This is a genomic window from Pseudomonas sp. FEN, from assembly GCF_904067045.1.
Classification (GTDB): domain Bacteria; phylum Pseudomonadota; class Gammaproteobacteria; order Pseudomonadales; family Pseudomonadaceae; genus Aquipseudomonas.
Genome location: NZ_CAJFDC010000007.1, coordinates 186,513 through 212,620, shown reverse-complemented (window position 1 = coordinate 212,620; position 26,108 = coordinate 186,513). Strand labels below are relative to the sequence as shown.

General features: G+C 62.7%; 17 protein-coding genes. 13 read left to right on the top strand and 4 right to left on the bottom strand.

All coding sequences use genetic code 11. From position 1 onward, the window contains the following. Positions 1 to 12: 12 nt before the first annotated feature. The 9 genes from PFEN_RS06825 (at position 13) to PFEN_RS06785 (ending at position 17,600) form a co-directional block, all read left to right on the top strand. Entirely contained in the window at positions 13 to 1,197 is a 1,185-nt protein-coding gene (locus PFEN_RS06825) for an MFS transporter (protein WP_191486145.1), read from the top strand. A 148-nt stretch (positions 1,198 to 1,345) separates the two neighbouring features. Further along, positions 1,346 to 3,028, top strand: coding sequence for a fatty acid--CoA ligase (locus PFEN_RS06820; RefSeq protein WP_191486144.1), 1,683 nt, complete (start codon positions 1,346 to 1,348; stop codon positions 3,026 to 3,028). A 335-nt stretch (positions 3,029 to 3,363) separates the two neighbouring features. Beyond that, positions 3,364 to 5,241 (top strand): DUF1302 domain-containing protein, encoded by a 1,878-nt coding sequence (locus PFEN_RS06815; RefSeq protein ID WP_191486143.1) that lies wholly within the window; start codon positions 3,364 to 3,366, stop codon positions 5,239 to 5,241. Between the two features lie 30 nt (positions 5,242 to 5,271). Next, complete coding sequence (locus PFEN_RS06810; RefSeq protein WP_191486142.1) at positions 5,272 to 6,636, top strand: DUF1329 domain-containing protein; 1,365 nt, start codon at positions 5,272 to 5,274, stop codon at positions 6,634 to 6,636. Between the two features lie 234 nt (positions 6,637 to 6,870). After that, on the top strand, positions 6,871 to 9,618 hold the full coding sequence (locus tag PFEN_RS06805) for a LuxR C-terminal-related transcriptional regulator (protein WP_191486141.1): 2,748 nt from the start codon (positions 6,871 to 6,873) through the stop codon (positions 9,616 to 9,618). A 214-nt stretch (positions 9,619 to 9,832) separates the two neighbouring features. After that, on the top strand, positions 9,833 to 11,527 hold the full coding sequence (locus tag PFEN_RS06800) for an EAL domain-containing response regulator (RefSeq protein WP_191486140.1): 1,695 nt from the start codon (positions 9,833 to 9,835) through the stop codon (positions 11,525 to 11,527). A gap of 72 nt (positions 11,528 to 11,599) precedes the next feature. Then, positions 11,600 to 15,928, top strand: a complete 4,329-nt coding sequence (locus tag PFEN_RS06795; protein WP_191486420.1) for a hybrid sensor histidine kinase/response regulator — start codon at positions 11,600 to 11,602, stop codon at positions 15,926 to 15,928. A gap of 114 nt (positions 15,929 to 16,042) precedes the next feature. Beyond that, positions 16,043 to 16,687, top strand: a complete 645-nt coding sequence (locus tag PFEN_RS06790; protein WP_191486139.1) for an MBL fold metallo-hydrolase — start codon at positions 16,043 to 16,045, stop codon at positions 16,685 to 16,687. Positions 16,688 to 16,784: 97 nt separating this feature from the next. Beyond that, entirely contained in the window at positions 16,785 to 17,600 is an 816-nt protein-coding gene (locus PFEN_RS06785) for an OmpA family protein (RefSeq protein WP_191486138.1), read from the top strand. Between the two features lie 80 nt (positions 17,601 to 17,680). On the opposite strand, the gene PFEN_RS06780 is transcribed toward PFEN_RS06785, so the two are convergent. Then, the gene (locus PFEN_RS06780) at positions 17,681 to 18,115 is read right to left on the bottom strand and encodes a YhcB family protein (protein ID WP_191486137.1); all 435 of its coding nucleotides are present in this window, start codon (positions 18,113 to 18,115) and stop codon (positions 17,681 to 17,683) included. 149 nt (positions 18,116 to 18,264) lie between these two features. On the opposite strand from PFEN_RS06780, the gene PFEN_RS06775 reads away from it, so the two are divergent. The 3 genes from PFEN_RS06775 (at position 18,265) to zapE (ending at position 21,450) form a co-directional block, all read left to right on the top strand. After that, entirely contained in the window at positions 18,265 to 18,894 is a 630-nt protein-coding gene (locus PFEN_RS06775; protein WP_191486136.1) for an alpha/beta hydrolase, read from the top strand. A gap of 14 nt (positions 18,895 to 18,908) precedes the next feature. After that, positions 18,909 to 20,264 carry a tryptophan--tRNA ligase gene (locus tag PFEN_RS06770; protein ID WP_191486135.1) on the top strand — a complete coding sequence of 452 codons (1,356 nt, stop codon included), beginning with the start codon at positions 18,909 to 18,911 and terminating at the stop codon, positions 20,262 to 20,264. Positions 20,265 to 20,355: 91 nt separating this feature from the next. Then, complete coding sequence (zapE, locus tag PFEN_RS06765) at positions 20,356 to 21,450, top strand: cell division protein ZapE (protein ID WP_191486134.1); 1,095 nt, start codon at positions 20,356 to 20,358, stop codon at positions 21,448 to 21,450. Between the two features lie 37 nt (positions 21,451 to 21,487). On the opposite strand, the gene PFEN_RS06760 is transcribed toward zapE, so the two are convergent. Further along, positions 21,488 to 22,279, bottom strand: coding sequence for an MBL fold metallo-hydrolase (locus PFEN_RS06760; protein WP_191486133.1), 792 nt, complete (start codon positions 22,277 to 22,279; stop codon positions 21,488 to 21,490). Between the two features lie 89 nt (positions 22,280 to 22,368). Here PFEN_RS06760 and PFEN_RS06755 point away from each other — a divergent pair, with 89 nt between their 5' ends. Further along, positions 22,369 to 23,337: a GlxA family transcriptional regulator gene (locus PFEN_RS06755; RefSeq protein WP_191486132.1), complete on the top strand. Its 969-nt coding sequence runs from the start codon at positions 22,369 to 22,371 to the stop codon at positions 23,335 to 23,337. A gap of 242 nt (positions 23,338 to 23,579) precedes the next feature. Here the strand turns inward: PFEN_RS06755 and PFEN_RS06750 are convergent, their stop codons facing one another. Together PFEN_RS06750 and PFEN_RS06745 are read right to left on the bottom strand one after the other, a co-directional pair. After that, positions 23,580 to 24,566 (bottom strand): asparaginase, encoded by a 987-nt coding sequence (locus tag PFEN_RS06750; protein WP_191486131.1) that lies wholly within the window; start codon positions 24,564 to 24,566, stop codon positions 23,580 to 23,582. Between the two features lie 353 nt (positions 24,567 to 24,919). Beyond that, positions 24,920 to 26,098 carry a hypothetical protein gene (locus PFEN_RS06745; RefSeq protein ID WP_191486130.1) on the bottom strand — a complete coding sequence of 393 codons (1,179 nt, stop codon included), beginning with the start codon at positions 26,096 to 26,098 and terminating at the stop codon, positions 24,920 to 24,922. Between the last annotated feature and the right edge of the window lie 10 nt (positions 26,099 to 26,108).

Below are 26,108 nucleotides of genomic sequence, written 5' to 3'. Positions count from 1 at the left end.
ACGTGTGCCGTGATGAACCAATCCCGAAACGTAATCCGCTACATCAATGCCGCCCATGTGATCGATCACATGTTCATGCTGATTTTCCCCGCCGCCGTGCTCGGCATGGGCCAGACCTTCGGTCTCGACTTCGCCCAGATGATCGGCCTGTCCCTGGGCGGCTTCATTGCCTTCGGTGCCTGTTCGCTGCCGGCCGGCTGGTTAGGTGACCACTGGAGCCGCCGCAGCATGATGTTGCTGTTCTTCTTCGGGATCGGCGGCGCGTCGATCTTTACCGGTCTGAGCAGCACGACGCCGATGTTGACCCTGGGGTTGACCCTGGTGGGGGTCTTCGCGGCGATCTACCACCCGGTGGGCACCGCGATGCTGGTCAGCTATGCGCAAAACCGTGGCCGTGAAATCGGTATCAACGGCATGTGGGGCAACCTTGGCGTGGCGTTCTCGGCGTTGATCAGCGGTTTTCTGGTGGCGCGGTTCGGCTGGCGTTCGGCATTTATCCTGCCGGGAGTGGTGTCGATCGTGCTCGGTGTGCTGTTTGCCTGGCAAGTGCGCGAGGAACCGATTCCGTCGCGCTCCCATGTCAAACCACGCGGCGCCAGCGGCCAGCAGATTTCCATGATCATGGTGTTCAGTGTCCTGGCGCTGGTCACGGCCACCGGTGGGGTGGTGTTCAACGCTACCACCATGACTTATCCGAAGTTGTTCCAGGAGCGTCTGCACGATTGGCTCGCGTCGCCGCAGTGGCTCGGGGTGATTGTCAGCCTGGCCTACGCCTTTGGCGCGGTGGCACAGTTGAGCATCGGCCGGGTGCTCGACCGCATGAGCTTGAAGTGGCCTTTCGTGCTGCTCACCTTGTGCCAGGCACCGTTGCTGTTCGGTCTGGCTTACGTCGACGGCCTCTCGGTGATGGTATTGGGCGCGGCGCTGATGTTCGTGGTGTTCGGCCAGGTGACGGTGAATGATGCCATGGTCGCCCATTTTGTCGCGCCGCAGTGGCAATCGCGGATCTTTGCCTTGCGCTATTGCCTGTCGTTCGGGGCCAGCGCGACGGCCATCCCGCTGATCTCTTTTGTCGAGCCACGCCAGGGTTTTGCCGGCTTGTACCTGATTCTCGCCGGCTTTGCCGCGCTGACGTTTGTCGCCGCGCTGGTGTTTCCGCGGACCCCGGCGCAGCAGCCCGTCGGGCAGCCGGCCTGAGCCTCGGCGGAGGTTTTGCTGGGTGCTGGCTTAGGGCTAGCATCCACGTTCGTCCGCAAATCATTCCTTTGGGTGATTTAGTGAGTGCGTGACGGCTCTAGAGTGCCTATCTTTAGCCACGACCGTGCAGACAGACCAAGGAAGCTCCATGTTGCAGACTCGTATCATTCCGCCCGCCGAAGGGGCTTATCAATACCCTCTGTTGATCAAGCGCTTGCTGATGTCCGGCAGCCGCTACGAGAAGACCCGCGAGATCATCTATCGCGACAAGCTGCGCTACAGCTATCCGACCTTGAGCGAGCGGATCGCCCGGCTGGCCAACGTGCTCACGGCGGCGGGGGTCAAGGCTGGCGATACCGTGGCGGTGATGGACTGGGACAGCCATCGCTACCTGGAGTGCATGTTCGCCATCCCGATGATCGGCGCGGTCATCCACACCATCAACGTGCGGCTCTCGCCCGAGCAGATCCTTTACACCATGAACCACGCCGAGGATCGCTTCGTGCTGGTCAACAGCGAGTTCGTCGGCCTGTACCAGGCGATTGCCGGGCACCTGACCACGGTGGAAAAGACCCTGCTGCTGACCGACGCCGAGGACAAGAGCGCCGAGTTGCCGAACCTGGTGGGCGAGTACGAGCAACTGCTGGCGGCGGCGAGCCCGCTCTACGACTTCGAGGATTTCGACGAGAATTCGGTCGCCACCACCTTCTACACCACCGGGACCACCGGCAACCCGAAAGGCGTGTACTTCACCCATCGGCAACTGGTGCTGCATACCCTGGGCGAGGCGACCATCATGGGCTGCATCGACAGCGTGCGCCTGCTGGGCAGTAACGACGTGTACATGCCCATCACCCCGATGTTCCACGTGCACGCCTGGGGCCTGCCGTATGTGGCGACCATGCTCGGGCTCAAGCAGGTCTATCCCGGTCGCTACGATCCCGAGCTGCTGGTGGAGTTGTGGCGCAAGGAAAAGGTCACCTTTTCCCATTGCGTGCCGACCATCCTGCAGATGGTGCTCAACGCCAAGGCGGCGCAGGGCACCGACTTCAAGGGCTGGAAGATGGTCATCGGCGGCAGTGCGCTGAACCGCACGCTGTATGAAACCGCCAAGAGCAGGGGCATCCAGCTGACCGCCGCCTATGGCATGTCGGAAACCGGCCCGCTGGTATCCTGTGCCCACCTCAGCGAAGAGTTGCTGGCCGGCAGCGAGGACGAGCGCACCACCTACCGGATCAAGGCCGGCGTGCCCGGCCCGCTGGTGGAGGCGGCGATTGTCGACGAAGCGGGCAACTTCCTCCCGGCGGACGGCGAGACCCAGGGGGAACTGGTGCTGCGCGCGCCATGGCTGACCGAGGGCTACTACAAGGAACCGCAGAAGGGCGCCGAACTCTGGGCCGGTGGCTGGCTGCACACCGGTGACGTGGCCACCCTGGACAGCCTGGGGGTGATCGATATCCGCGACCGGATCAAGGATGTGATCAAGACCGGCGGCGAATGGGTCTCCTCCCTGGCCCTGGAAGACCTGGTCAGCCGTCACCCGGCGGTACGCGAAGTCGCGGTGGTGGGTATTGCCGATCCGCAATGGGGCGAGCGGCCGTTCGCGCTGCTGGTATTGCGCGAAGGCCATGAGATCGGTGCCCGGGAACTCAAGGAACACCTCAAGCCCTTCGTCGAGCAGGGCCACTTGAGCAAGTGGGCGATTCCGAATCAGATCGCCCTTGTTACTGAAATTCCCAAGACCAGCGTCGGCAAACTGGACAAGAAGCGCATCCGCATCGATATCGTCCAATGGCAGGCCAGCAATAGCAGCTTCCTCTCGACCCTTTGAGGTGTCCCCGCCACGCCCGCAAGGGCGTGGTCGCCCCACCCAGCAAGCACTTGGCTTATCCTATGCGACTTTTCAATCATTCTTGCCAGCCGGTTTGCACCGGCTTGGCGAACGCATTGTTTGTGCAGTGACCACAGGGTGCAAATCACACTTTAGAGGGATCAAGCGGCACGACCTGCTGACTATAGTCCGCTGAAGGATTTCAAGAACCGGGCAAGCGCGCGACCTCGCGCATTGCCACTTCGGGCGATTGATGGGAGTGATTGCTTCGCTCTCGCCCGGGGCGTTCCTGAACGTGCCCTCTGCCATAACAATAAAGCACATGGAGTATGTCGATGATCGCGTTAAACCCGTTCTGGCGCCGGGCGAAACTGCCCTTGGCCGTCAGCCTCGCCTCTACGCTCGCCGGTCCCGCCTTTGGCGTCAGTTTCAATGTCGGTGAAATCGAGGGCAGCTTCGACTCGTCCTTGTCCCTCGGGGCCAGTTGGTCGACGCAGAATCCCAACAAGAACCTGATCGGTGTCAACAATGGCGGCAAGGGTCTGTCGCAGACCTCCGATGACGGGCACTTGAACTTCAAGGCCGGGGACGCCTTCTCGAAGATCTTCAAGGGCATTCACGATCTGGAGTTGAAATACGGCGATACCGGCGTGTTCGTGCGCGGCAAGTACTGGTATGACTTTGCGCTACAGAACGAAGACCTCGACTTCAAGAACGTCAGCAACGACGGTCGCAAGGAGGGCGCCAAGTCCTCCGGCGGGCAGATCCTCGATGCGTTCGTCTACCACAACTACAGCATTGCCGATCTGCCGGGCACGGTGCGTCTTGGCAAGCAGGTGGTGAGTTGGGGGGAAAGTACCTTTATCGGTGGTGGCATCAACGCCATCAACCCGATCGACGTGTCCGCGTTCCGTCGTCCGGGGGCCGAAATCAAGGAGGGCCTGATTCCGGTCAATATGTTCTATCTGAACCAGAGCCTCACCGACAACCTCTCGGCGGAAGGCTTTTACCAGATTGGCTGGGATCAAACGGTGACGGATAACTGCGGGACATTTTTTTCGCAAGCGGACATCGTTTCCCAAGGCTGTAACGATAACCTGCGGGTCTTGAACAAGAGTTCCACTATTCCTTCGGTAGCGATGCCGACGTTGGCCGCCAATGGCGTCGACATCAACCAGGAGGGGGTTCTGGTCAGGAGAAGTGCCGATAGAGATGCCAGTAGCGGCGGCCAGTACGGCTTGGCGCTGCATTATAACTTTGAACCGTTGGACACCGAGTTTGGTGCCTATTTCATGAACTATCATAGCCGGGCACCTATTTTCAGCGCGCAGGGTGCTCCACAGTCGGTCTACTCGAAAATCGCGGGCGGTGGATTGGGGCCTTTCAGTGCGCTGGCCCCTCTGGTGGTGGCGGGAAACTCCAACTATTTCGTTGAGTATCCGGAAGACATTCGTCTTTATGGTTTGAGCTTTTCGACAACGCTACCGACCGGGACGGCATGGAGTGGCGAGCTGAGTTATCGGCCGAATGCGCCGGTACAACTCAACACCACGGACATTCTGTATGCGGGCGTGCGTCCATTGGGCGGGGCTCTGGCTAATGCTTCACTCTTGAATGGCGTCCCAGGTCAGGATCTGCATGGTTATCGTCGCAAGGAGATCAGCCAGTTCCAAACCACGTTTACGCATTTTTTCGATCAGGTCATGGGCGCCAATCGTCTGACCGTTGTGGGTGAAATCGGCGTAACGCATGTCGGGGGACTGGAAAGCAAGAATGATGTTCGCTACGGACGCGACCCGGTGTTTGGTCCAGGTTCATTGCCGGGCGGCAGCTGTGAGTTTCTTAACGGACGAACCATTGCCGGAGCAGGTCCCGGGACCGCCAGCAGTAATCTTTCCTCCAACTGCAACAACGATGGCTTTACCACCGCCACCTCCTGGGGCTATCGCGCCCGGGCCATCTGGGAATACCCGGATGTCTTCGCCGGTGTGAACCTCAAGCCCAACGTGGCCTGGTCCCATGACGTGAAAGGCTACTCGCCGGGCCCTGGTGGCAACTTCGAAGAAGGTCGCAAGGCCATCAGCCTGGGCCTCGATGCCGAGTACCAGAACACCTACACCGCGAGCCTGAACTACACCAACTTCTTCGGTGGCGACTACAGCACGGTGGATGACCGTGACTTCGTGGCACTGAGCGTTGGCATGAACTTCTAAGACCGTTGCACTTGAAGGAAGAACAACAAGATGAAAATCACCAAGAATCTGCTTCAGGTCGGGGTACTGGGATTGTCGCTGCTGGCCACCGGTGTGATGGCTGCGGTCTCCGCCGACGAAGCGGCGAAACTGGGCGCCAGCCTGACCCCCATGGGCGCGGAGAAGGCCGGCAACGCCGCCGGTACCATCCCGGCCTGGGCTCCGATGGCGAAGACCATCGGCGCTGTCGATAGCAAGGGTTTCCTCTCCGACCCCTACGCCAGTGAAAAACCGCTGTTCATTATCACCGCGCAGAATGTCGAGCAGTACAAGGACAAGCTGGCACCGGGGCAATACGCGATGTTCAAGCGTTACCCGGAGACCTTCAAGATGCCGGTCTACCCCTCCCATCGCGGCGCCACCGTGCCGGATGAGGTGTTCGCCGCGATCAAGGACAACGCCACCAAGACCAACCTGGTCAGCGGCGGTAACGGCCTGGAAAACTTCAAGGTCGCCGTACCGTTCCCGATTCCGAAAAGCGGCGTGGAAGTGATCTGGAACCACATCACCCGCTATCGCGGCGGCAGTGTGACCCGCCTGGTGACCCAGGCCACGCCGCAGACCAACGGCTCGTACAGCCTGGTGTACTTCCAGGACCAGTTCGTCTTCCGCGACAAGATGAAGGACTACGATCCGGCCAACCCGGGCAACATCCTGTTCTACTTCAAGCAGAAAGTGACCGCGCCGGCACGTCTGGCCGGTGGCGTGCTGCTGGTCCACGAGACCCTCGACCAGGTCAAGGAACCGCGTTCGGCCTGGGTCTACAATGCCGGCCAGCGTCGCGTGCGGCGCGCTCCACAGGTCTCCTATGACGGCCCGGGTACCGCCGCCGACGGCTTGCGCACCTCGGACAACCTGGACATGTACAACGGTGCGCCGGACCGCTACGACTGGAAGCTCGAAGGCAAGAAAGAAATGTATATCGCCTCCGACAGCTACAAGCTCGATTCGCCGCAACTCAAGTACGCCGACATCCTCAAGGCCGGTCACATCAACCAGGACCTGGCGCGTTACGAGCTGCGCCGCGTCTGGCACGTGGTCGCGACCCTGAAGGAAGGCCAGCGGCATATCTATGCCAAGCGTGACTTCTACATCGACGAGGACACCTGGCAGGCGGCGGTGATCGACCACTATGACGGTCGCGGGCAACTCTGGCGTGTCGCTGAAGCCCATGCCGAGAACTACTACGACAAGCAGGTGCCGTGGTACGCCCTGGAAACCCTCTACGACCTGCAGTCCGGCCGCTACCTGGCGTTGGGCATGAAGAACGAAGAGAAGCAGGCGTATGACTTCGGCTTCACCGCCACCACCAGCGACTTCACTCCGGCCGCCCTGCGCCAGGATGGCGTTCGCTGAAACCCTGGGAGCAGCGCTCCCACCTGCCACCCCGTTACAAGCGCAGGCGCATCCTGCGTTGAAACGCCCCGACCGGTTCGGGGCGTTTTTTTGCTCGCGGGGTATGTGTGGCTAAATATTTCAAAGTCGATGCTTTTCGACAAAATTACGACAAAAAGCCTTCATTACGACGCTTTTTACCGCTAGTCTGCAGACAGCTGCCTGCCGATAACAGCCTTTCAACAAGAGCCGGCCATGACTGATCTGTCCCGTATGCAAGGTCCCATGGGTCCGGCCATACCTGCCCTGGAAGGACGTTTCTACCGTCCGCCACTGCCGGACGGCTATGTGTTGCGACCTCGTCTGTGCGAGCGCCTCGCCGCCGGCTTGCAGGGTCGTTTATTGCTGGTCAGCGCCCCGGCCGGGTTCGGCAAAAGCTCGTTGGCGGTGGAGTTCTGTCAGGGCCTGCCCGGGCATTGGCAAAGCCTGTGGCTGGGGCTCAGTCCCCGGGACAACGATCCGGGACGTTTCCTTGAGCGCCTGCTCGACGGCCTGCAGCGCTACTTCCCGGACCTGGGTCGCCAGGCGCTGGGCCTGTTGAAGATGCGTCAGCGGCATCAACCCTTCGCTTTCGAAGAGTGGCTGGACGGCCTGCTCGACGAACTGGCGCTGCGCCTTTGCACGAGCACGCCGCTGTTGCTGGTACTCGATGACTACCATCTGGCCCAGGGCCCGGTGCTGGATCGTTGTCTGCAGTTCTTCCTCAACCACCTGCCCGCCGGTTTGCTGGTCATGGTCACCAGCCGGCAGCGGCCGGAGTGGCACCTGGCACGCCTGCGGCTGTCGCGGCAACTGCTGGAGCTGAACGAGCAGGACCTGCGCCTGACCCACGGCGAATCCCTTGACCTGTTCGAACGCCACAGCAGTTCCTTGCGTGGCGAGGCGCTGCACAACCTGATCGAGCGCAGCGAGGGCTGGGTGGCCGGTTTGCGCTTCTGGCTGCTGGCCGCGGCGCAGGCCAGCAGCGATATGCCGCTGCCCCAGGTCCTGCAGGGTGGGGCGGGGCTGATTCGCGACTACCTGCTGGAGGAGGTGATCGATTGCCTGCCTCCCGAGGTCCAGGCCTTTCTCTACGATACCGCGCCCCAGGAGCGCTTTTGCGGTGAGCTGTGCGATGCCATTCGCGAGGCCCACGACAGTGGGCAGATCCTGAGCTATCTGCAATCGCACCAGGTGTTCCTGGTGCCGCTGGACGAACATGGCCACTGGTTCCGTTATCACCACCTGTTTTCCGATCTGCTGCGCAGTCGCCCGGCCAGTAATACCCTGGTCCCCGCCGCCAGCCTGCACCTGCGTGCCTGCCGCTGGTTCAGCGCCCAGGGGCTGTTCGACGAAGCGGTGGAGCAGGCCCTGCGCGCCGGTCACCTGGATGTGGCGGCCAACCTGGTCCAGAACCTTTCGGAAGAGCAACTGCTGGCCGAGCAGAACGTCGGCATGTTATTGCGCTGGAAAATGGACTTGCCCGACCGCTTGCTGGTCAGCACGCCGCGCTTGATCGTGCTCTACGCCTGGGCATTGGGGCTGGCCTGCCAGCTGGATGCGGCCGAAGAGCTGGCGAGCCACCTGAGCCGCTTCCTGCCCGCGCCCTCGGCCACGGCGCAGAAGTCCATGCTCGCGCAATGGCTGGCCCTGAGCGGCATCATCGCCCGGGGGCGTGGCGATCGCCAGAGAACCCAGGCCTATTGCGGCGAAGCCTTGCTCAGTCTGCCGCACAAGCGCTATGGCCAGCGCCTGGTATGCCTGTCGACCCTGTCCAACCTGGCGATCGCCGACGGCGACCTGTGGCGCGCGCGCGGCCTGAATCGCGAGTCGCTGGAGTTGGCCCAGCGCGTCGGCAATCCCTTGTTCGAAGCCCTGGCCCATTACGACCGGGCGCGCGTGCTCCAGGCCCGTGGCGAAGTGCTGCGCGCGCTGGATGAGGTCCGTCAGGGCTTGCAGCGCCTGCAAGGCTTGTCCGCCCAGCGCCTGTACGCCGCCCGCGCCCGGCTGACGCTGTACGAGGGGTATCTGCTGACCCTGCGTCTGCAACCCGAAGCCGGGCGGGTTCGCTTGTTGGCGGGCATCCAGGAGGCACGGGCCTGCCGTGATCTCAGCGTACTGCTGGGCCATTGTGTGATTGCCAGCCAGGAAGGATGCAACGGCCAGTTCGCCGAGGCCTTTGCCGAATTGGCCGAGGCCGAGCGTCTGATGCATATCTGGGATGTGCCGCCGATCTACTACCTGGCGATGATCACCCTGGTGAAGTGCCAACTGTGGTTGGCCCAGGGCCGCATGGACCTCGCCGAAGCCTGGCTGGGGCGCCTGGAGCAGACTTATAACGGCGATCAACCGGCGCCGGCGCCGGAGTTCCATCTGCAATTGCCCCAGCATATCCAGTTGCAGCAGGCACTGCTCGAGGCACAACAGGGCAAACCCGAGCTCGCGCAGCGGCGTCTGTCGAAACTGGTGGCGCAGGGGCAGGCCAGCGGTGGGCAAATGCTCAGCGTGATGGCCTGGAACCAGTGGGTACTGGTGTTGCTGGCGACTTCCCGCGAGGTCGAAGCCCGGCCGTTGTTTGCCTGCGCGGTGGCGGCCACCACGGGGGGCGCCTTGCTGCCGTTCCAGGCCCTGGCGAAGGCGCGTCCGGGTTGGATGCGCGAGCAACTGCTGCACGGCCCCGACACGCCGCTGCGGCACAGCCTGTTGGCGCTGCTGCCGGTTCCGGCCATGCGCGAGGCGACGGAGGCGGCATTGCTCGTCGAGAACCTGAGTAGCCGTGAGCTGGCTGTCCTGCAGTTGATCGCCCAGGGCTGTTCGAACCAGGAGATCAGCGATCAGTTGTTCATTTCCCTGCATACGGTGAAAACCCACGCCAGTCATATCAATAGCAAGCTGGGGGTCGAGCGGCGCACCCAGGCCGTGGCGCGGGCGCAGGAGCTGGGGTTGTTGGGCGAGTCGCGCTGAGCGATTCCTGTCGCCGGCTACTTACCGTTCGGCCAACGGGCGCGCGAAGAAGCTCCGGCGGGGTGGCTATGCGCCTTGCGTCAGCTATAACCAATATACGTCAGCGTATCCATGCAGCGCCTTGAGCGACTGGATGCTCGCGCGGGCGAGAGAAACGGGGCCACGTCAGCGCTCTTTGGTCATGATTTACAAGGGAATTGCCTGGGAGCAAGGAATGCGCGAGACCACATTTAGCCCTGCTCCGGTCGTGCTGATTGTCGACGACCAAGCCACTGACGCGCTGATTCTCAGGGAGTCGGTACGGGATCTGGCACAGGTATATGTTGCCACCAGTGGCGAGGAAGCGCTGAGAGTGGCGCGTCAATGCCGTCCCGATGTGGTTCTGCTCGATATCGAGATGCCCGGCATGAACGGCTTCGAGGTCTGCAAGGCGCTGAAGTCCGACCCCAAGCTGTCCGACGCCGCGGTGATTTTCGTCACCTCCCATGCCCAGGCCGATTACGAACTCCAGGCCCTGGGCTACGGCGGCATCGATTTTATCCAGAAACCGCTGAATATTCCGGTGGCCAGGGCGCATATCAACGCCCATATCACCCTGCGCAACGAAGCCAAGCGCTTGGCCAATCACGATGCCCTGACCGGTTTGCCGAACCGCATGCTGTTGCAGGATCGTGCCGAGCAGGCCCTGAAAATGGCCCGGCGCAATCATGGACGGCTGGCGTTGCTGTTGCTGGACCTGGACAACTTCAAGGCCATCAATGACTCCATGGGCCATTCGGTCGGCGACCAGATGCTCAAGTATGTCGCCACGCGCCTGTCGACGATGCTGCGCGGCATGGATACGCTCAGTCGGCAAGGCGGTGACGAGTTCATCATCCTGCTCTCGGAGGTGGATGGTTTCGAGGCGGTGGGCAATTTTGCCGAACGGGTGCTGACGAGTATTTCCAGCCCGTTTTCGCTGCAAGGCAATCGTTATGACCTGAGCGCCAGCATCGGTATCGGGGTTTTCCCGGAGGACAGCGACGATCTGGAATCACTCTACCGGCATGCCGATGCCGCGATGTACCAGGCCAAGCAGGCGGGACGTAACCGCTACCTGTTTTTTTCCCCGGGTATCGAGAGTGGCATGCGCGCCCGCCACCTGCTTGAACGACATATGCGCGCGGCCATCGAGGACGGGGTGTTCGAGGTGTTCTACCAGGCCAAGGTCGATGCCCGGGACCACCGGGTGGTCGGCATGGAGGCGCTGATCCGCTGGCGCAACAGCGAGGGCAACCTCGTCTCTCCGGCGGACTTCATTCCCCTGGCCGAAGAAACCGGGTTGATCATCCCCATTGGTAAGTACGTGCTGCTGCAGGCCTGCAAGGACACCTGCAAACTCCACGAGCTGGGTTACCCGATCTGTGTCAGCGTGAACATCAGTGCCGTGCAGTTTCGCGAAGAAACCTTCCTCGGGATGGTCAAGGGCATCCTGCTCGACTCCGGCCTGGCACCACAATGGCTGGAACTGGAAATCACCGAAGGCGTGCTGGCCCGGGACATCGACAACGCCCGCGAAACCCTGGTGGCGCTCAAGGAGCTGGGCGTGCACGTGGCCATCGATGACTTCGGCACGGGTTATTCGAGCCTGGCCTATCTCAAGCGTTTTCCCATCGATGTGTTGAAAATCGACCAGAGTTTTGTGCGCGACATGCTTACCGACAAAAGCGACCTGGCCATCGTCGAAGCGATCATCAAGCTGGCGCAGGCGCTGGGTCTTGAGCTGGTGGCCGAGGGCGTGGAGACCCGCCAACAGGCCGAGCTGCTGTTGGAACTGGGCTGCCGGATCATGCAGGGCTATCTGTACTGCCGACCGGTTCCGTTCACCCAGATATGCACCGTGTTGTCTTCATGGCCGCGATCAATATGAGGGGATCGGTGCCCGCCGCTGATCGACATCCCGTCCCTCGGGATCGCCACACTGCTCAAGGGAGCCCCCGTGTTGAAACGAAATAGCCTGTATGCGCTGAATGGCCGCGTCGCCACGCTCCTGGCCGTTGGGTTGGTGGCGACTATCGTCGGCAGCCTGATCCTGCAGAACAGCAACGAGCAACGCACCCGCGAAGCCCTCGGCGCCGCTGCCGAAAGTGCGCTGCAGGCGGTGGTGACCCGGCTGCAGTTGTACCAGTACGGGCTGCGTGGTACCCGAGGCGCGATTGTCACTGCCGGCGAGGATGGCATGACGCGGGAGACCTTTCACCGCTTCAGTCAGATGCGCGACGTGACCAAGGAATTTCCTGGCGCCCGCGGGTTCGGTTTTATCCGGCGGGTGTCGCCTCGGGACCTGGAGGCCTTTTTGCAGCGGGCCCGTGCCGATGGCGCGCCGGACTTCAGCATTCACCAGTTCGCCCCTCATGAAGGCGATCTTTATGTGATTCAGTACCTGGAACCCAACGCCGATCAGTCAACGGTGTTCGGCCTGGACATCGCCTCGGAGGCTGACCGGGCCGAGGCGGCGCGAGCGGCCGCGCGTACCGGAGAAGCGCGGATCACCGCGCCGATCACACTGGAGCAGTTGCCGGGCAAGCCGGAACAGTCCTTCCTGATTCTGTTGCCGATCTACAAGCACGGCATCGTGCCGGCCACCGCGCCGGAGCGCGAGGCGGCAATTGTAGGCTGGGGCTATGCGCCTTTGCTGATCGAGAATGTTCTGGACGGTCTGGTGCCGCGGGACGAGGCCATCAACCTGCGACTCAAGGACATTACCGTACCCGGGGCGGCGGAGCAGTTTTACCAGACGACTTATGAAACGGGCACGCAGCCTGCGGCCTTGATGACCCATACCCTGGAGCGGGACGTCTTCGGTCGGCGCTGGCAGATCGAGGTGCAGGCGCTGCCGCTGTTCGCGCAGCGCCTGCACCTGGTATCACCGATACTGGTGTTTTTCCTCGGTGTGCTCGCCAGCCTGCTGGTGGCCGCTCTCGCGGTCATTGCCGGCGTCAGTTCCCAGCGGCGTTTGCAGGTGATCGCGGAACAGGCGCGGCTGGCCTCGATCGTCGAAGGTTCGGCGGACGCCATCATCGGCAAGACCCTGCAAGGTGTTGTGACCAGTTGGAACAAGGGCGCACGGAACTTGCTGGGCTATACCGCACAGGAAGCGGTGGGGCGGCCGCTGGCGCAGTTGATCGTACCGCATGAACTGGTCTCGGAAGAGGTCGAGATCCTCGCGCGTATCGCCGCTGGCGAGATGATCAGCAACTTCGACACCCAGCGGCACTGCAAGGACGGCCGCGTCATCCATGTGTCGGTCAATGTCTCACCTATCTGCGACGAGAGTGGCCGGGTGATCGGCGCCTCCAAGATTCTCCGCGACATTACCGCGCAGAAGACCGCCGAGGCACGGATTCTCGAACTCAACTCCAACCTCGAGGAGCAGGTGGCGACGCGTACCGCGGAGCTGCGGCGGATCAATCTGTTGTTCAGCAGTGTGCTGCGTTCGGCCTCCGAGGTGTCGATCATCGCCACCGATCTGGAGGGGGTGATCAGCGTATTCAACGAAGGTGCCGAGCACATGCTCGGCTATCGCGCCGAAGAACTGCTGGGCAAGGCCACCCCGACGGTCTTCCATGTTGCGCAGGAAATCATCGAGCGTGGCGCCGAACTCAGCACGGAGTATGCGCAGCTCATCGAGGGCTTCCGGGTCGTTGCCCACAAACCGGAGTTCGAACATTCGGAAACCCGCGAATGGACCTATGTGCGCAAGGACGGTTCCCATGTGCCGGTCAGCCTGGTGGTGACAGCGCTGCGCGATGACGAGGGGCAGTTGACCGGCTACCTGGGGATCGCGGTTGACATCACTCAGCGCAAGGCGGCGGAACACCAGTTGGAACTGAGCCTGCAGGCAACCCGGTTGATCCGCGATCAACTGTTGATGGCCGCCGATGTGGCCGAGTTGGGGATCTGGACCTGGACGCTGGCGGATGACTCGTTGCAATGGAACGATCGCATGTTCGAGTTCTACAATCAGCCGCTGGTCTTGCGCGACAACGGATTGAGCTATGCCCACTGGTATGATCGGGTCCACCCCGAGGACGTCGACGCCGTCGCCGCGCAGTTGGCCGCGGCGGTGACGGGCGAGGGGGTCTATGACCCGATCTTCCGTCTGCTGGGGCCGGATGGCCGGATACGGATCATCCAGGCCGGTGCCCAGGTCGAGCGGGATGCCCAGGGGCGTGCCGTGCGCGTGACCGGCATCAACCGCGATATCACCGCCCAGCGCGAGCTGGAGTCGCACCTGCTGCAGGCCAAGGATCGCGCCGACAGCGCCAGCGCGGCCAAGTCGTTCTTCCTGGCCAACATGAGCCATGAGATCCGCACGCCGATGAACGCGGTGATGGGCATGTTGCAGTTGGTCCAGCACACCGACCTCAATGCCCGCCAGCGCGACTATGTGGTCAAGGCCCAGACGGCGGCCAAGTCGCTGCTGGGCCTGCTCAATGACATCCTCGACTACTCCAAGATCGAGGCCGGCAAACTGCGCCTGGACCCGCATCCCTTCGAGCTCGAGCCGCTGATGCGCGACCTGGCGGTAGTGCTGGCGGGCAACCAGGGCAGCAAGGAGGTCGAGGTGATGTTCGACCTCGACTCCGACCTGCCCGGCAGCCTGGTGGGTGACAGCCTGCGCTTGCAGCAGGTGCTGATCAACCTGGCGGGCAACGCCCTGAAATTCACCCAGCAGGGGCAGGTGGTGGTCAGTGTCCGGCAGTTGAAGCGCTTGCGCGAGACGGTGAAGATTCGATTCGAGGTGTGCGATACCGGCATAGGCATCAGTGCCGAACAACTGCAGCGTATCTTTGACGGTTTCACTCAGGCGGAAGCCTCGACTACCCGCCGTTTCGGCGGGACCGGGCTGGGCCTGGTGATCTGCAAGCGGCTGGTCGGCCTGATGGGCGGTGAGTTGCTGGTCGAGAGCGAGGTGGCGGTTGGCAGCCGGTTCTGGTTCGATATCAGCCTGGAGGTGGCCCGCGGCGAAGCCTTGCGCTTGTCCTGTCCGGGGGTCGACTCGACGATGCGCCTGCTGGTGGCCGACGACAATTCCATGGCCTGCGAACTGCTGCTGCGCACGGTGCGTTCACTGGGCTGGACGGCGGACACAGTGAACGGCGGCACCTTGGCGGTCGAGAGCGTGCGCAACGCGCAACTGCGCGGCGAACCCTACGACGTGGTGCTGATGGACTGGCGCATGCCGGACATGGATGGCCTCAGTGCCGCCCGGTTGATCAGCTTGCAGGAGCAGGCCGCGCCGCCGCCGATGGTGATCATGATTACCGCTTACGGACGTGAGGTCCTGGCGGATGTGCATCATGAGGGTGATGCACCGTTCGTGGGGTTCCTGACCAAGCCGGTAACGCCCCGGCAACTGGCCGATGCGGTCCAGCGCGCCTTCAGCACCAGCGAACCGCTTGCCGAGGCCCTGCCCGGGCCTGAGCGGCCCCGGCGTCTGGCCGGCTTACGCCTGCTGGTGGTGGAAGACAACGCCCTCAACCGTCAGGTCGCCGACGAACTGCTGAGGGGCGAGGGCGCCCAGGTCAGCCTGGCGGAAGGTGGGCTGGAAGGCGTCAGCCAGGTGTTGTCGGCTTCGACGCCTTTCGATGCGGTGCTGATGGATATCCAGATGCCGGACATCGATGGCCTGGAGGCGACGCGGCGGATTCGCCGCCAGCCGCATTTTGCCCTGTTGCCGATCCTGGCGATGACCGCCAACGCCTCCAACACCGACCGTGAAGCCTGCATCGCGGCGGGCATGAATGACCACGTGAGCAAGCCCATCGACCTGGAGCAACTGGTGCTGACATTACGCGTCCAGACTGGCCGCGAGGCGCCGCAGCCGCTGATGATGAGCGAAGTGCCGAGTCATTCGACGGAATCGGTGATCGAGGCGCGCGATTCGATCATGGGCCGCTTCGGTGGCAACGTCGAGTTGATCTGTACCGTCTTGTACACCTTTAGCGCGGAGCTGGAAAAACAGCTGTCGTTGTTGCCGGAGCACCTGCAGGACCGGGACGGGCCGGCGGTGGCGGCGGTGCTGCACGCGATCAAGGGCAGTTCCGGCACCGTCGGCGCGCAGGCCTTGTCGCTGCGCGCCAGTGCCCTGGAACGTGAGCTGTTGTATGGCGACGCGGCAGCGGTGATGCGTGTGCTGGAGGACCCGCAATGGTTGCCGGAACTCAAGGAGTTGCTGGTGCGCAGTGTTGAGCAGTTGAGAATGACGTTTGGCACGGGATATCGGGGGGATTCGCTCCGGGAGGCGGCTTCGGGGCCGTTTTCTTGAACCCTTGTGCAAGGGCGGTAGTGGACGAGGTGGGCTGCTCCTTGTACTTTCTCACATCATCACCTCGCTCGGGCGAGGGGGATATTGTCCGACGAGTCCATTGCAGGAACATTCATGAACCCGGCAAAACCTGCGTTGATCCGCGAAACCTTCCCCGTCGGCCCGTTGCAGTGCAACTGCACCTTGATCGGCGACCCGATCACGAAAAAAGCCATGGTCGTCGACCCGGGGGGCAATCCTGAGTTGATCCTCGCCCGGCTCGAAGCCCACGGGCTGAAACTGGTCAGCATCATTCACACCCACGCGCACCTGGATCATTTCCTGGCATCCGGCCAACTCAAGGAGAAAACCGGCGCGACCTTGCACCTGCACAAGGACGACCAGTTCCTCTGGGACAACCTGGAAATGCAGTGCAACCTGTTCGGCGTGCCCTACCTGCCGGTTCCGCCGCCAGACCGATGGCTGGCCGATGATGAAGCGCTGGCCTGCGGCTGCGGGGTGGCCTTGCATACGCCGGGACATACCCCGGGCTCCATGAGCTTCTGGTTTGCCGAGGCGAAACTGTTGATCGCGGGCGACACGCTGTTCCGTCGTGGCATTGGTCGCACCGATTTGTGGGGCGGCGACCAGGCCGCCATCGTGCGCTCGATCAAGCAGCGCCTGTACACGCTGGACGAAGAGGCGACGGTGGTCACCGGGCACGGTCCCGAGACCCGGTTGGGCGAAGAAATGCGCGAGAACCCTTTTGTTCGCGGCTGAACAGTTTCATGGAATTTTTACCGTTCGTCATGTTCCAACGTCGGCAGGGGTCTATTGCCAATGCCCGTTGCACCTCAAATGAGTAGGAGCTTGATTCATGTTCACCTCGCGTCGATTGATTATCCTCGCCACCGCCGTCGCCCTCGTGTCTGGCTGTGCGTCGCAAAACCCGTATGACAACCAGGGACAGGCACAGCAACAACAAGGCTCAGGGGGCATGAGCAACACCGCCAAATATGGCGGTATCGGCGTCTTGGCCGGTGCCGCGGCCGGTGCGTTGATCAACCACAAGAACCATGGCCAGGGCGCCATGGTCGGTGGCGCGCTGGCCGGTCTGGCCGGCGCCGGTTACGGCTATTACGCCGACCAGCAGGAAAAGAAGCTGCGCGAGAGCATGGCCAATACCGGTGTCCAGGTGCAGCGCCAGGGTGATCAGATCAAGCTGATCATGCCGGGTAACATTACCTTCGCAACCAACTCCGATGCGATCGCCAGCAGCTTCTATCAGCCGCTGAACAACCTGGCCAACTCCCTGAAGGAGTTCAACCAGAACCAGATCGAAATCGTCGGCTATACCGACAGCACTGGCAGCCGCCAGTTGAACATGGACCTGTCCCAGCGTCGCGCCCAGAGCGTCGCCAACTACCTGACCTCCCAGGGTGTCAGCGGTGCCAACCTTTCGGCTCGCGGTGCCGGCCCGGACAACCCGGTGGCCAGCAACGCCGATGTCAACGGTCGGGCGCAGAACCGTCGGGTGGAAGTCAACCTGAAGGCGATTCCCGGCCAGCAGTACGGCCAGCCCCAAGGTCAACAGCCCTATCCGCCACAAGGCCAGCCTCAGTACCAACAGCAAGGCCAACCGCAATATCAGCAGGGCCAGCAGTATGGCCAGCCGGTGCAGCAGTACCCTTGATCGCCTGACTGAACCCCAGGCCTGAAAAAGCCCGCCCGATCACTGATCGGGCGGGCTTTTTCATGACGCTGGAAACCGGCTTATTTTTTCAGGCCGTAGTGCTCATCCAGCATACCCGGCGCGTTCGGTGCCTTGGGCGCGTAGTCGCGCGGTGGCTCCTGGCTGCGCGGTGGCGTCAGGCGCTCCCGTGGGCTCTGTACCGCGTCGGCGTGCAGGGCGGCGAGCAGGCGTTGGCGGGTCTGTTCGTCGAGAGCCAGGCGGTTGGCACCCTCGGCGAGATGGTCTTGCACTTCCTGGTAGCTCTGGGTGAGTTTTTTCACCAGGTTCGCGGTGCTGTTGAAGTGGGTGACCACTTCGTTCTGATAACTGTCGAAACGTTCCTGGATATCGTCCAACTGACGCTGCGTACTGCTCGGGGCGGCACTCGGCACCAGACGGGCGATCAGGAAACCAATGGCGACACCCGCGACCAGGGCAAGAGTCGGCAACAACCAAACTAAGAGCGAGTGTTCCACGAGTCCTTCCTCTATAAACGGCTTTGCTTTACGTTAACGGCTCGGGCCTGCGCTGTATACCGCGATCTTAAGGTCGCGGTGATGTCAGGCACAGACTTTTAGCTAGACGAGTCGACCCCTTGAGAGGTCACGGAGTTCCTGCCTTGCTGATGCGTGAAACCCCTGTAATGATCGATGGCCCTGTCGGCCAACTGGAAGCCTTGTACCTGGACATGCCCGAAGCGCGTGGCCTGGCGCTGATCTGTCACCCTAATCCGGTGCAGGGCGGCACCATGCTCAACAAGGTCGTCTCGACCCTGCAACGCACCGCCCGCGATGCTGGCCTGATCACCTTGCGCTTCAACTATCGCGGTGTCGGCGCCAGCGCCGGCAGCCACGACATGGGCAGCGGCGAAGTCGATGACGCCGAGGCCGCCGCGCAATGGCTGCGCGCCCGACACCCGGGCTTGCCCCTGACCTTGTTCGGCTTTTCCTTCGGCGGTTACGTCGCGGCAAGCCTCGGCGGTCGCCTGGAAGCCCAGGGCCAGAGCTTGCGGCACCTGTTCCTGGTGGCGGCGGCGGTCATGCGCTTGCGGGCAGTCGATCGTCTGCCGGAACATTGCCCACTGACCCTGATCCAGCCGGAAACCGACGAAGTGATCGATCCGCAGCTGGTCTATGACTGGTCCGCGGCGTTGGAACGTCCCCATGAGCTGCTGAAAGTGGCAGAATGCGGACACTTTTTCCATGGCAAGCTGACCGATCTCAAGGATCTGATCCTGCCGCGCCTCTCGAATTGAACAAGCGATCATCCATGACCACACGTACGCGCATTCTCACCGGTATCACCACCACCGGCACGCCGCACCTGGGCAACTACGCCGGGGCGATCCGCCCGGCGATCCTGGCCAGCCGCGACAGCAACGCCGATTCGTTCTACTTCCTGGCCGACTATCACGCCCTGATCAAGTGCGATGACCCGCTGCGCATCCAGCGCTCGCGCCTGGAAATCGCCGCGACCTGGCTGGCCGGTGGCCTGGACGTGGACCGCGTGACCTTCTATCGCCAGTCGGATATCCCGGAAATCCCCGAGCTGACCTGGCTGCTGACCTGCGTCGCGGCCAAGGGCCTGCTCAACCGCGCGCATGCCTACAAGGCTTCGGTGGACAAAAATATCGAGAACGGTGAAGACCCGGATGCCGGGATCACCATGGGCCTGTACAGCTACCCGGTATTGATGGCCGCGGACATCCTGATGTTCAACGCCCACCAGGTGCCGGTCGGTCGCGACCAGATCCAGCACGTGGAAATGGCTCGGGACATCGGCCAGCGTTTCAACCACCTGTTCGGCCAGGGCCGGGAATTCTTCGTGATGCCCGAGGCGCTGATCGAGGAAAGCGTTGCCACGCTGCCGGGACTTGATGGCCGGAAAATGTCCAAGAGCTACGACAACACCATCCCGTTGTTCAGCAGCGCCAAGGACATGAAGGACGCCATCTCGCGTATCGTCACCGACTCCCGCGCGCCAGGCGAAGCGAAGGATCCGGACAATTCGCACCTGTTCACCCTGTTCCAGGCGTTCTCTACCCCGGTGCAGGCCGCCGAATTCCGTGGCGAGCTGCTGGCCGGCCTGGGTTGGGGCGAAGCGAAGAATCGCCTGTTCAGCCTGCTGGACAATGAGCTGGGCGAGGCCCGCGAGCGTTACCACGAACTGATCGGCCGTCCGGCGGACCTGGAAGACATCCTCCAGGCCGGGGCGCGGAAAGCCCGCGGCGTGGCCACCCCGTTCCTCGGCGAACTGCGCGAGGCGGTGGGCCTGCGCTCGTTCGTCAACCCGACCCAGGTGGCCGCGAGCAGCAAGAAGAAAGCCGCCAAGGCCGCGCGCTTTGTCAGCTTCCGTGAAGACGATGGCGGCTTCCGCTTCCGCCTGCTGGCCGCCGATGGCGAACAATTGCTGTTGTCGCGGCACTTTGCCGATGGCAAGAGCGCTGGCGCGGTGACCAAGCAATTGCAGTCCGGCCAGGCGCTGGATATTCGCAGCGAGGCCGGACGTTTCGGTGTCTGGTTGGAGGGCGAGTGCGTGGCCGACAGCGCCGAGTTCGCCGACGAAGCGTCGCGTGACGCGGCCATCGAGGCGTTGCGAGTCGCTTTGACTCCGGCGCAGGACTGATCCGAGGCCTTCCCCGACCAAGGGTTGATTGCCATTCCCACGGGCCGTCGCTAAAGTGACGGCCCGTTTTTGTTACCTTGCTAACGAAATTATGACGCCCCTAGAACGATATCAAGCTGATCTGAAACGCCCCGAGTTCTTTCACGACGCGGCCCAGGAAACGGCGGTGCGCCATTTGCAGCGTCTGTACGACGACTTGATCGCGGCTTCGCAGAATAAACCGGGCCTGCTCGGCAAACTGTTCGGCAAGAAAGACCAGGTGCCGGTCAAGGGCCTGTATTTCTGGGGCGGTGTAGGCCGTGGCAAGACCTACCTGGTGGACACCTTCTTCGAAGCGCTGCCGTTCAAGGAAAAGACCCGCACGCACTTCCACCGCTTCATGAAGCGGGTGCACGAGGAAATGAAAACCCTGCATGGTGAGAAGAACCCGCTGACCCTGATCGCCAGGCGCTTTGCTGCCGAGACCCGGGTGATCTGTTTCGACGAGTTCTTCGTCTCCGACATCACCGACGCGATGATTCTTGGCACCTTGATGGAAGAGCTGTTCAAGAATGGCGTGACCCTGGTGGCCACCTCGAACATCGTGCCCGACGGTTTATACAAGGACGGCCTGCAACGTGCGCGCTTCCTGCCGGCTATCGCGCTGATCAAGCAGCACACCGAGATCGTCAACGTCGACAGCGGCGTCGACTATCGCTTGCGTCACCTGGAGCAGGCCGAGCTGTTCCATTATCCGCTGGATGAAGCGGCGCACGAGAGCCTGCGTAAAAGCTTCCGGGCGTTGACGCCGGAGTGCACCCAGGCGGTAGAGAATGATGTTCTGATGATCGAGAATCGCGAGATTCGTGCGATCCGCACCTGCGACGACGTGGCCTGGTTCGACTTCCGCGAACTGTGCGACGGCCCGCGCAGCCAGAACGACTACATCGAACTGGGCAAGATTTTCCATGCCGTGCTGCTCAGCGGTGTCGAGCAGATGAGCGTCACCACCGACGACATCGCCCGGCGCTTTATCAACATGGTCGACGAATTCTATGACCGTAACGTCAAACTGATCATCTCCGCGCAAGTGGAACTCAAGGATCTCTACACCGGTGGGCGTTTGAACTTCGAGTTCCAGCGTACCTTGAGCCGTTTGCTGGAGATGCAGTCCCACGAGTTCCTGTCGCGGGCGCACAAGCCTTAACCGCAAGACCCGGCGCGGACCCCAAGCCGCGCGGTGTTCAGGATTGTCCGGTGGCGGGGAAGGCCAGCACTTCGCCGTCGCTGGGGATCAGCAGGCGTGCTTCGACGCCGGCCAACCGCGCCGCGTCGGCCAGCGCGCGACGTGTCACTGGACAGTGGCTGAGGGCTTCCAGGTGATTGGCGATCACCAGACCCGCTGACTGCCGGGTGAACTCGATCACTTCTTCAACGCCCATGATGATGTCCCCACCCAGGTCGAAGCGCGCGCCGCCCGCCGGCACGACGGACAGCCGTGGTCGATGCTCGGCGATGAATGCCCTGACGGTCGGCGTGAGCAGGGTATCGCCGCTCAAGTAGAGGCTGGGCTCACCCGGCATTTCAATCAGATAGCCCACCCCATGCTCCATCAGCTTGCCCACCAGTCCCTGGCCGTGGGTGCAGCGGACTGTGCGAATCCGCCCGCCAAGGAAAGGGCTGGGTTGTTCGTGGTCGCTTGGCAATGGCTGCACATTCAGGTCGTGGGTGGCCAGATAGGCCGCGTCGTGGGGCGTGCAGATCACCGGCGTGCCGGTGTCGCGCAGCCATTTTTTCGCGGCGCGATCAAGGTGATCGAAGTGGCCTTTCTGGCAGTGGGTGATCAGGCAATGGGTTACCGACTCGAGCGCCGCTGTTGCCGACGCCGGTAGATCTACCAGCGGGTTGCGCTGCCTGGCGCTGAACACCCGCAGGGGTGGCAAGGAGAGTTTTCGCGCCAGCATCGGGTCGACCAGAATACGCTGGTGGCCGAACTCCAGGATCATCGTCGCATTGCGTAGCTGATGGATGTGCATGCTCATACCTCTGGGAAGAGGCTGCATTGTGTTCGACCGGGCGGTCACGCAGAATGGCAGGATTGGACATAATGGATTCTGTTTCTGCCATGAGCCGCCCCCTTCGAATCGGTTTGCTGCTTTACCCGGGTTGCCTGCCGGCGGGGCTGCTGGCCTTTGCCGATTTGCTGCATGCGGCCAATCGGCGCGCCGGAGAAACACTCTTCGCAACGCAGTTTGTGGCCTTGCAGGCCGGCGCGGTGGCGTGTGCCCAGGGGGTGTCGTTGCAGGTGTCCAAGGCCTTGTCGGAGGCTGACGTCGATGCCTTGCTGATCGCCGGATTCTGGGCCGAGTCGTCGCGGCAGGTCGAGACGACCGTGAGTAATAACCAGGCATTGGTGTCGGCCCTGGCGGCTTGTTCGAAACAGCTGCAGTTGTGGAGTTACTGCACCGGTGTCTGCCTGATCGCCGCCAGCGGGCGGCTGGAGGGGCAGGCGGCCACGGTGACCTGGTGGCTGGCGGGGACCATGGCCCAGCGTTATCCCAAGGTGAACTGGCAGAGCCAGCGTCACTGGGTGATCAACCCGTCGACCGCGACCGCGTCCGGGGTCAATGGCTATCTGCCGATTGCACAGGCGCTGATCGAGCGAGCGGTTGGCCAGGATATGTTTCACGACCTGGCGAAACTGATGGTGTTGGCGCGCCCGGTCCAGTCTCATCCGGCGTTTGCGGCCATGAGTCTGATCGAGCAGTCCAGTTCGCTGCTGCGTCAGTTGCATCGTTGTGTCGAACAATCGCCGGCGGAGCAGATCACCGTGCAGCGGCTGGCGGAGCAGCTCGGTCTGTCCCCACGCACGTTGGCGCGCAGGGTGAGTGCGGAAACGGGGGTTGCCGTGGCGGCTTATGCGCGCTGCATCAAGCTCAACCAGGTCAGTGAGCGGCTGATGCTGACGTCCACGGCGGTCAATACCATCAGTGCGGACTTGGGGTTCAGCAGTGACTCGAACCTGCGCCGGATGTTCAAGGAACTGACCGACTTGACCCCGCTTGAGTACCGGCAGCAGTTTGGGCGGCGTTGAGGAAAAGCTGGGCGCGTAGCAAGGCCCGTCAATTGATGACGTTTGAAGTCGAGCGCGGTTTTGTGGTGAGCGGGCTTGCCCGCGTTCGGCTGCGAAGCAGTCGCAAAACCGGCCATCTCTCTTTGCCTGATACACCGCGATCACAGGGTTTAGGGCCGCTTCGCGCCCCAGCGCGGGCAAGCCCGCTCGCCACAAGGCCGAGGCAGGCTTAGCTGGCCGGTATTGGCTGAGCATTCTCTCGCTTACTCACCAAAGTGCTGGAGATAGTCAGGTAGCTCAGCGGTCTGCTTGCAGCCGACCAACAGCCACAACAGAATCCGCGCCTTGCGCGGGCACAGAAAACCCGCCATCTGCGCCCCTCGCCTGGCCAGGTCGATTTCGCTGCCAACAAAGCCATAAGAGTGATTCGCCGTTGAACCGGCTCCGGTGCGCGTGGCGATCAGCACCGGCATTTTCAACGCCAATGGCGTGAGCGCCTCGGCCCAGCTTTCGCTGACGTGGCCCGCGCCGAAGCCGGCAATCACCAGGCCGTCGTAGCCCAGCTCCGGCAGTTTCTCCAGGATCAACGTATCGGCCGATAGTGACGCTTCGAGCAGGGCGATCCGTTGTCCGGTGCGCGACGGTGACGGCAAGGTTTTTCGCGGGGTGGGGGCGTGCAGATAGCGCACGGTATTTTCGATAATCAGGCCGTTGGGACCAAACACGGGTGAGCTGAAGGCCTCCAGTGCCAAGGCATCGCTCTTGCGCACGCGGCTCGCGCCGTGGACCTGGCCATTGATCACCACCTGCACGCCGCGTCCGCGGCTGGCGCTCGCCAGGGCGACCAAGCCGGCGTGCAACAGGTTCGCCGGGCCATCCGCACTGATCTCGGCGGCCGAGCGCATGGCCCCGGTCAGCACCAGCGGTTCCTCGCGGTCCCAGAGCAGTTCGAACAGGAACGCGGACTCCTCCAGGGTGTCGCTGCCCTGGGTGATCACCACGCCGCTGGCGCCTTGTTCGACTTGGCGCCGGGCCCAATCGAGGACCCCGAGCAGAAAGTCGAAGTCCAGCGAAGCGCTGGGTTGCAGGCACAAGGTCTCGACGTGGATCCGTGCCCGTGTGGCGAGCAGCGGCACCTGTGCCAGCAGAGCCTGGCCATTGACGCTGGGCACCACGCCCTGGTCCGGGTGGGTGGCTTGCATGCTGACGGTGCCGCCCAGGGCGGCGATGGAAAGTTGAGGCAGGGACATGGGGCTCTCGCTGATAGAGGTCGGGAAGAGACGATGCCGGCGGCACCAGAGTATCGCCGGGTGGAGGCAAAAGCACTGTCGCTGGACGGTGAAGAGGCACACTGTCGATCCGCCGGGACAGGGCTATGTGAATACGATCTTCAACCTAGATGTAGGAGCCGGCTTGCTGGCGATGGCGTCCGAATAGACGGTGCAAGGCTTGGGGGCCTCTTCGCGAGCAAGCTCGGCTCCTACAGGTCCGTGTCATACGCAGGGCCTGTGTTCGACGCTGTACGGTGGGAGCCGGCTTGCTGGCGATGGCGTCCAAACAGGCGCCGCAAGACTCAAGGGCCCCATCGCCAGCAATCGAGTTCCTAGAAGGACCGTATCAACCAGCCGATCAACGGCACGATCAGCGCCGTGCTGAGCGCCATCGACAGCACATTGCCAATATATGGATGCATATGCCCGGGGATTCGCCGTGACAGGGCGACGGCCAGCGGCGGAGCGATCAAGGCGCCGAGCAGGGCGCAGGTGACCACCACCAGCGCATCGCCGCCATGGGCCAGCACGGCGGCCGGGGCGACCGAGACAATCGGGATGTAGGTCGGGTACCAGCCTCGCGCCATCCATCGCCGTCGCCAGATGAGCACGCCGATGGCCGACGCCAGGGTCTGGGCCGCGAGTATCGGCAGCAGCAAGTCCGAGCCGTAGGCCGGTCCGGCCGGGTTGAGCGCGTAGGCCAGCACTACTCCCAGCAGCAGCCCCAGGCTCGCCCATTCGTTACCGAAGAAGGGCGCTTCGGAAAAGTCCGCCAGCACCCGCCGCATTCCCCAGATCAGGCCATGGTTGCCGGCCTGTGGTGCGGGCGCTGGCGCGGCGGCCACTGGCGGTTCGGGTTTCACCAGCGCCGGCCAGCGTCGATAGAGCGTAAAGGCAATCACGCTGCCGATGGCCATCCCCAGCACATTGCCAATGACCGCCGGCAGGTGCAATGGGTTGCAGACAAAGTTGACGATCAGCAGGCATAGTGGCGTGACCAGCAGCGCACCCATGACCGCGCCGCTGAGCGCGATCCTCGCGCCCGCGCCAAACAGCAGCACGGTGGCGGCGGGAACGGAGACAAAGGCGGCGAAGGTCGGTTGCCAGCCATAGCGCGGCACGCTCCAGCCCCACAGCAGGTTGCTCAACAGCAGGCCCAGCAGCGAACTGCCGATCAACCAGGGCCACAGACCGCTGCCGTAGCAAATGGCAAAGCCCTGCCAGGCCTTGCCGCGGCGATGGGCCCAATGGGCCAGCCCGGCCCCGGCCAGCAGGCCCAGCGAGGCCAGTTCATGCTTGTAGAACGCGACTTCGCTGATATCGCCGATCACCCAGCGCAGCCAGGCATCGGGAGCCGGCAGGCGCTCCAGCATATGCAGGTAGCCGGCCCCGGCGAAGACATTGCCGAGCAGGATCATCCCGGCAATCAGCAGAGCGGAAACAATCAGGCCCAGGATGAGCAGGCAGACGGGCAGGTAATTGAGTCGACCCCGGTTGGCGGTGTTGTTCATGTCGACCCCC

Coding starts and splice junctions, on each gene's coding strand:
- PFEN_RS06825 (WP_191486145.1), top strand. CDS start 13: ATGAACCAATCCCGAAACGTAATCCGCTACATCAATGCCGCCCATGTG.
- PFEN_RS06820 (WP_191486144.1), top strand. CDS start 1,346: ATGTTGCAGACTCGTATCATTCCGCCCGCCGAAGGGGCTTATCAATAC.
- PFEN_RS06815 (WP_191486143.1), top strand. CDS start 3,364: ATGATCGCGTTAAACCCGTTCTGGCGCCGGGCGAAACTGCCCTTGGCC.
- PFEN_RS06810 (WP_191486142.1), top strand. CDS start 5,272: ATGAAAATCACCAAGAATCTGCTTCAGGTCGGGGTACTGGGATTGTCG.
- PFEN_RS06805 (WP_191486141.1), top strand. CDS start 6,871: ATGACTGATCTGTCCCGTATGCAAGGTCCCATGGGTCCGGCCATACCT.
- PFEN_RS06800 (WP_191486140.1), top strand. CDS start 9,833: ATGCGCGAGACCACATTTAGCCCTGCTCCGGTCGTGCTGATTGTCGAC.
- PFEN_RS06790 (WP_191486139.1), top strand. CDS start 16,043: ATGAACCCGGCAAAACCTGCGTTGATCCGCGAAACCTTCCCCGTCGGC.
- PFEN_RS06785 (WP_191486138.1), top strand. CDS start 16,785: ATGTTCACCTCGCGTCGATTGATTATCCTCGCCACCGCCGTCGCCCTC.
- PFEN_RS06775 (WP_191486136.1), top strand. CDS start 18,265: ATGCGTGAAACCCCTGTAATGATCGATGGCCCTGTCGGCCAACTGGAA.
- PFEN_RS06770 (WP_191486135.1), top strand. CDS start 18,909: ATGACCACACGTACGCGCATTCTCACCGGTATCACCACCACCGGCACG.
- zapE (WP_191486134.1), top strand. CDS start 20,356: ATGACGCCCCTAGAACGATATCAAGCTGATCTGAAACGCCCCGAGTTC.
- PFEN_RS06760 (WP_191486133.1), bottom strand. CDS start 22,279: ATGCACATCCATCAGCTACGCAATGCGACGATGATCCTGGAGTTCGGC.
- PFEN_RS06755 (WP_191486132.1), top strand. CDS start 22,369: ATGAGCCGCCCCCTTCGAATCGGTTTGCTGCTTTACCCGGGTTGCCTG.
- PFEN_RS06750 (WP_191486131.1), bottom strand. CDS start 24,566: ATGTCCCTGCCTCAACTTTCCATCGCCGCCCTGGGCGGCACCGTCAGC.
- PFEN_RS06745 (WP_191486130.1), bottom strand. CDS start 26,098: ATGAACAACACCGCCAACCGGGGTCGACTCAATTACCTGCCCGTCTGC.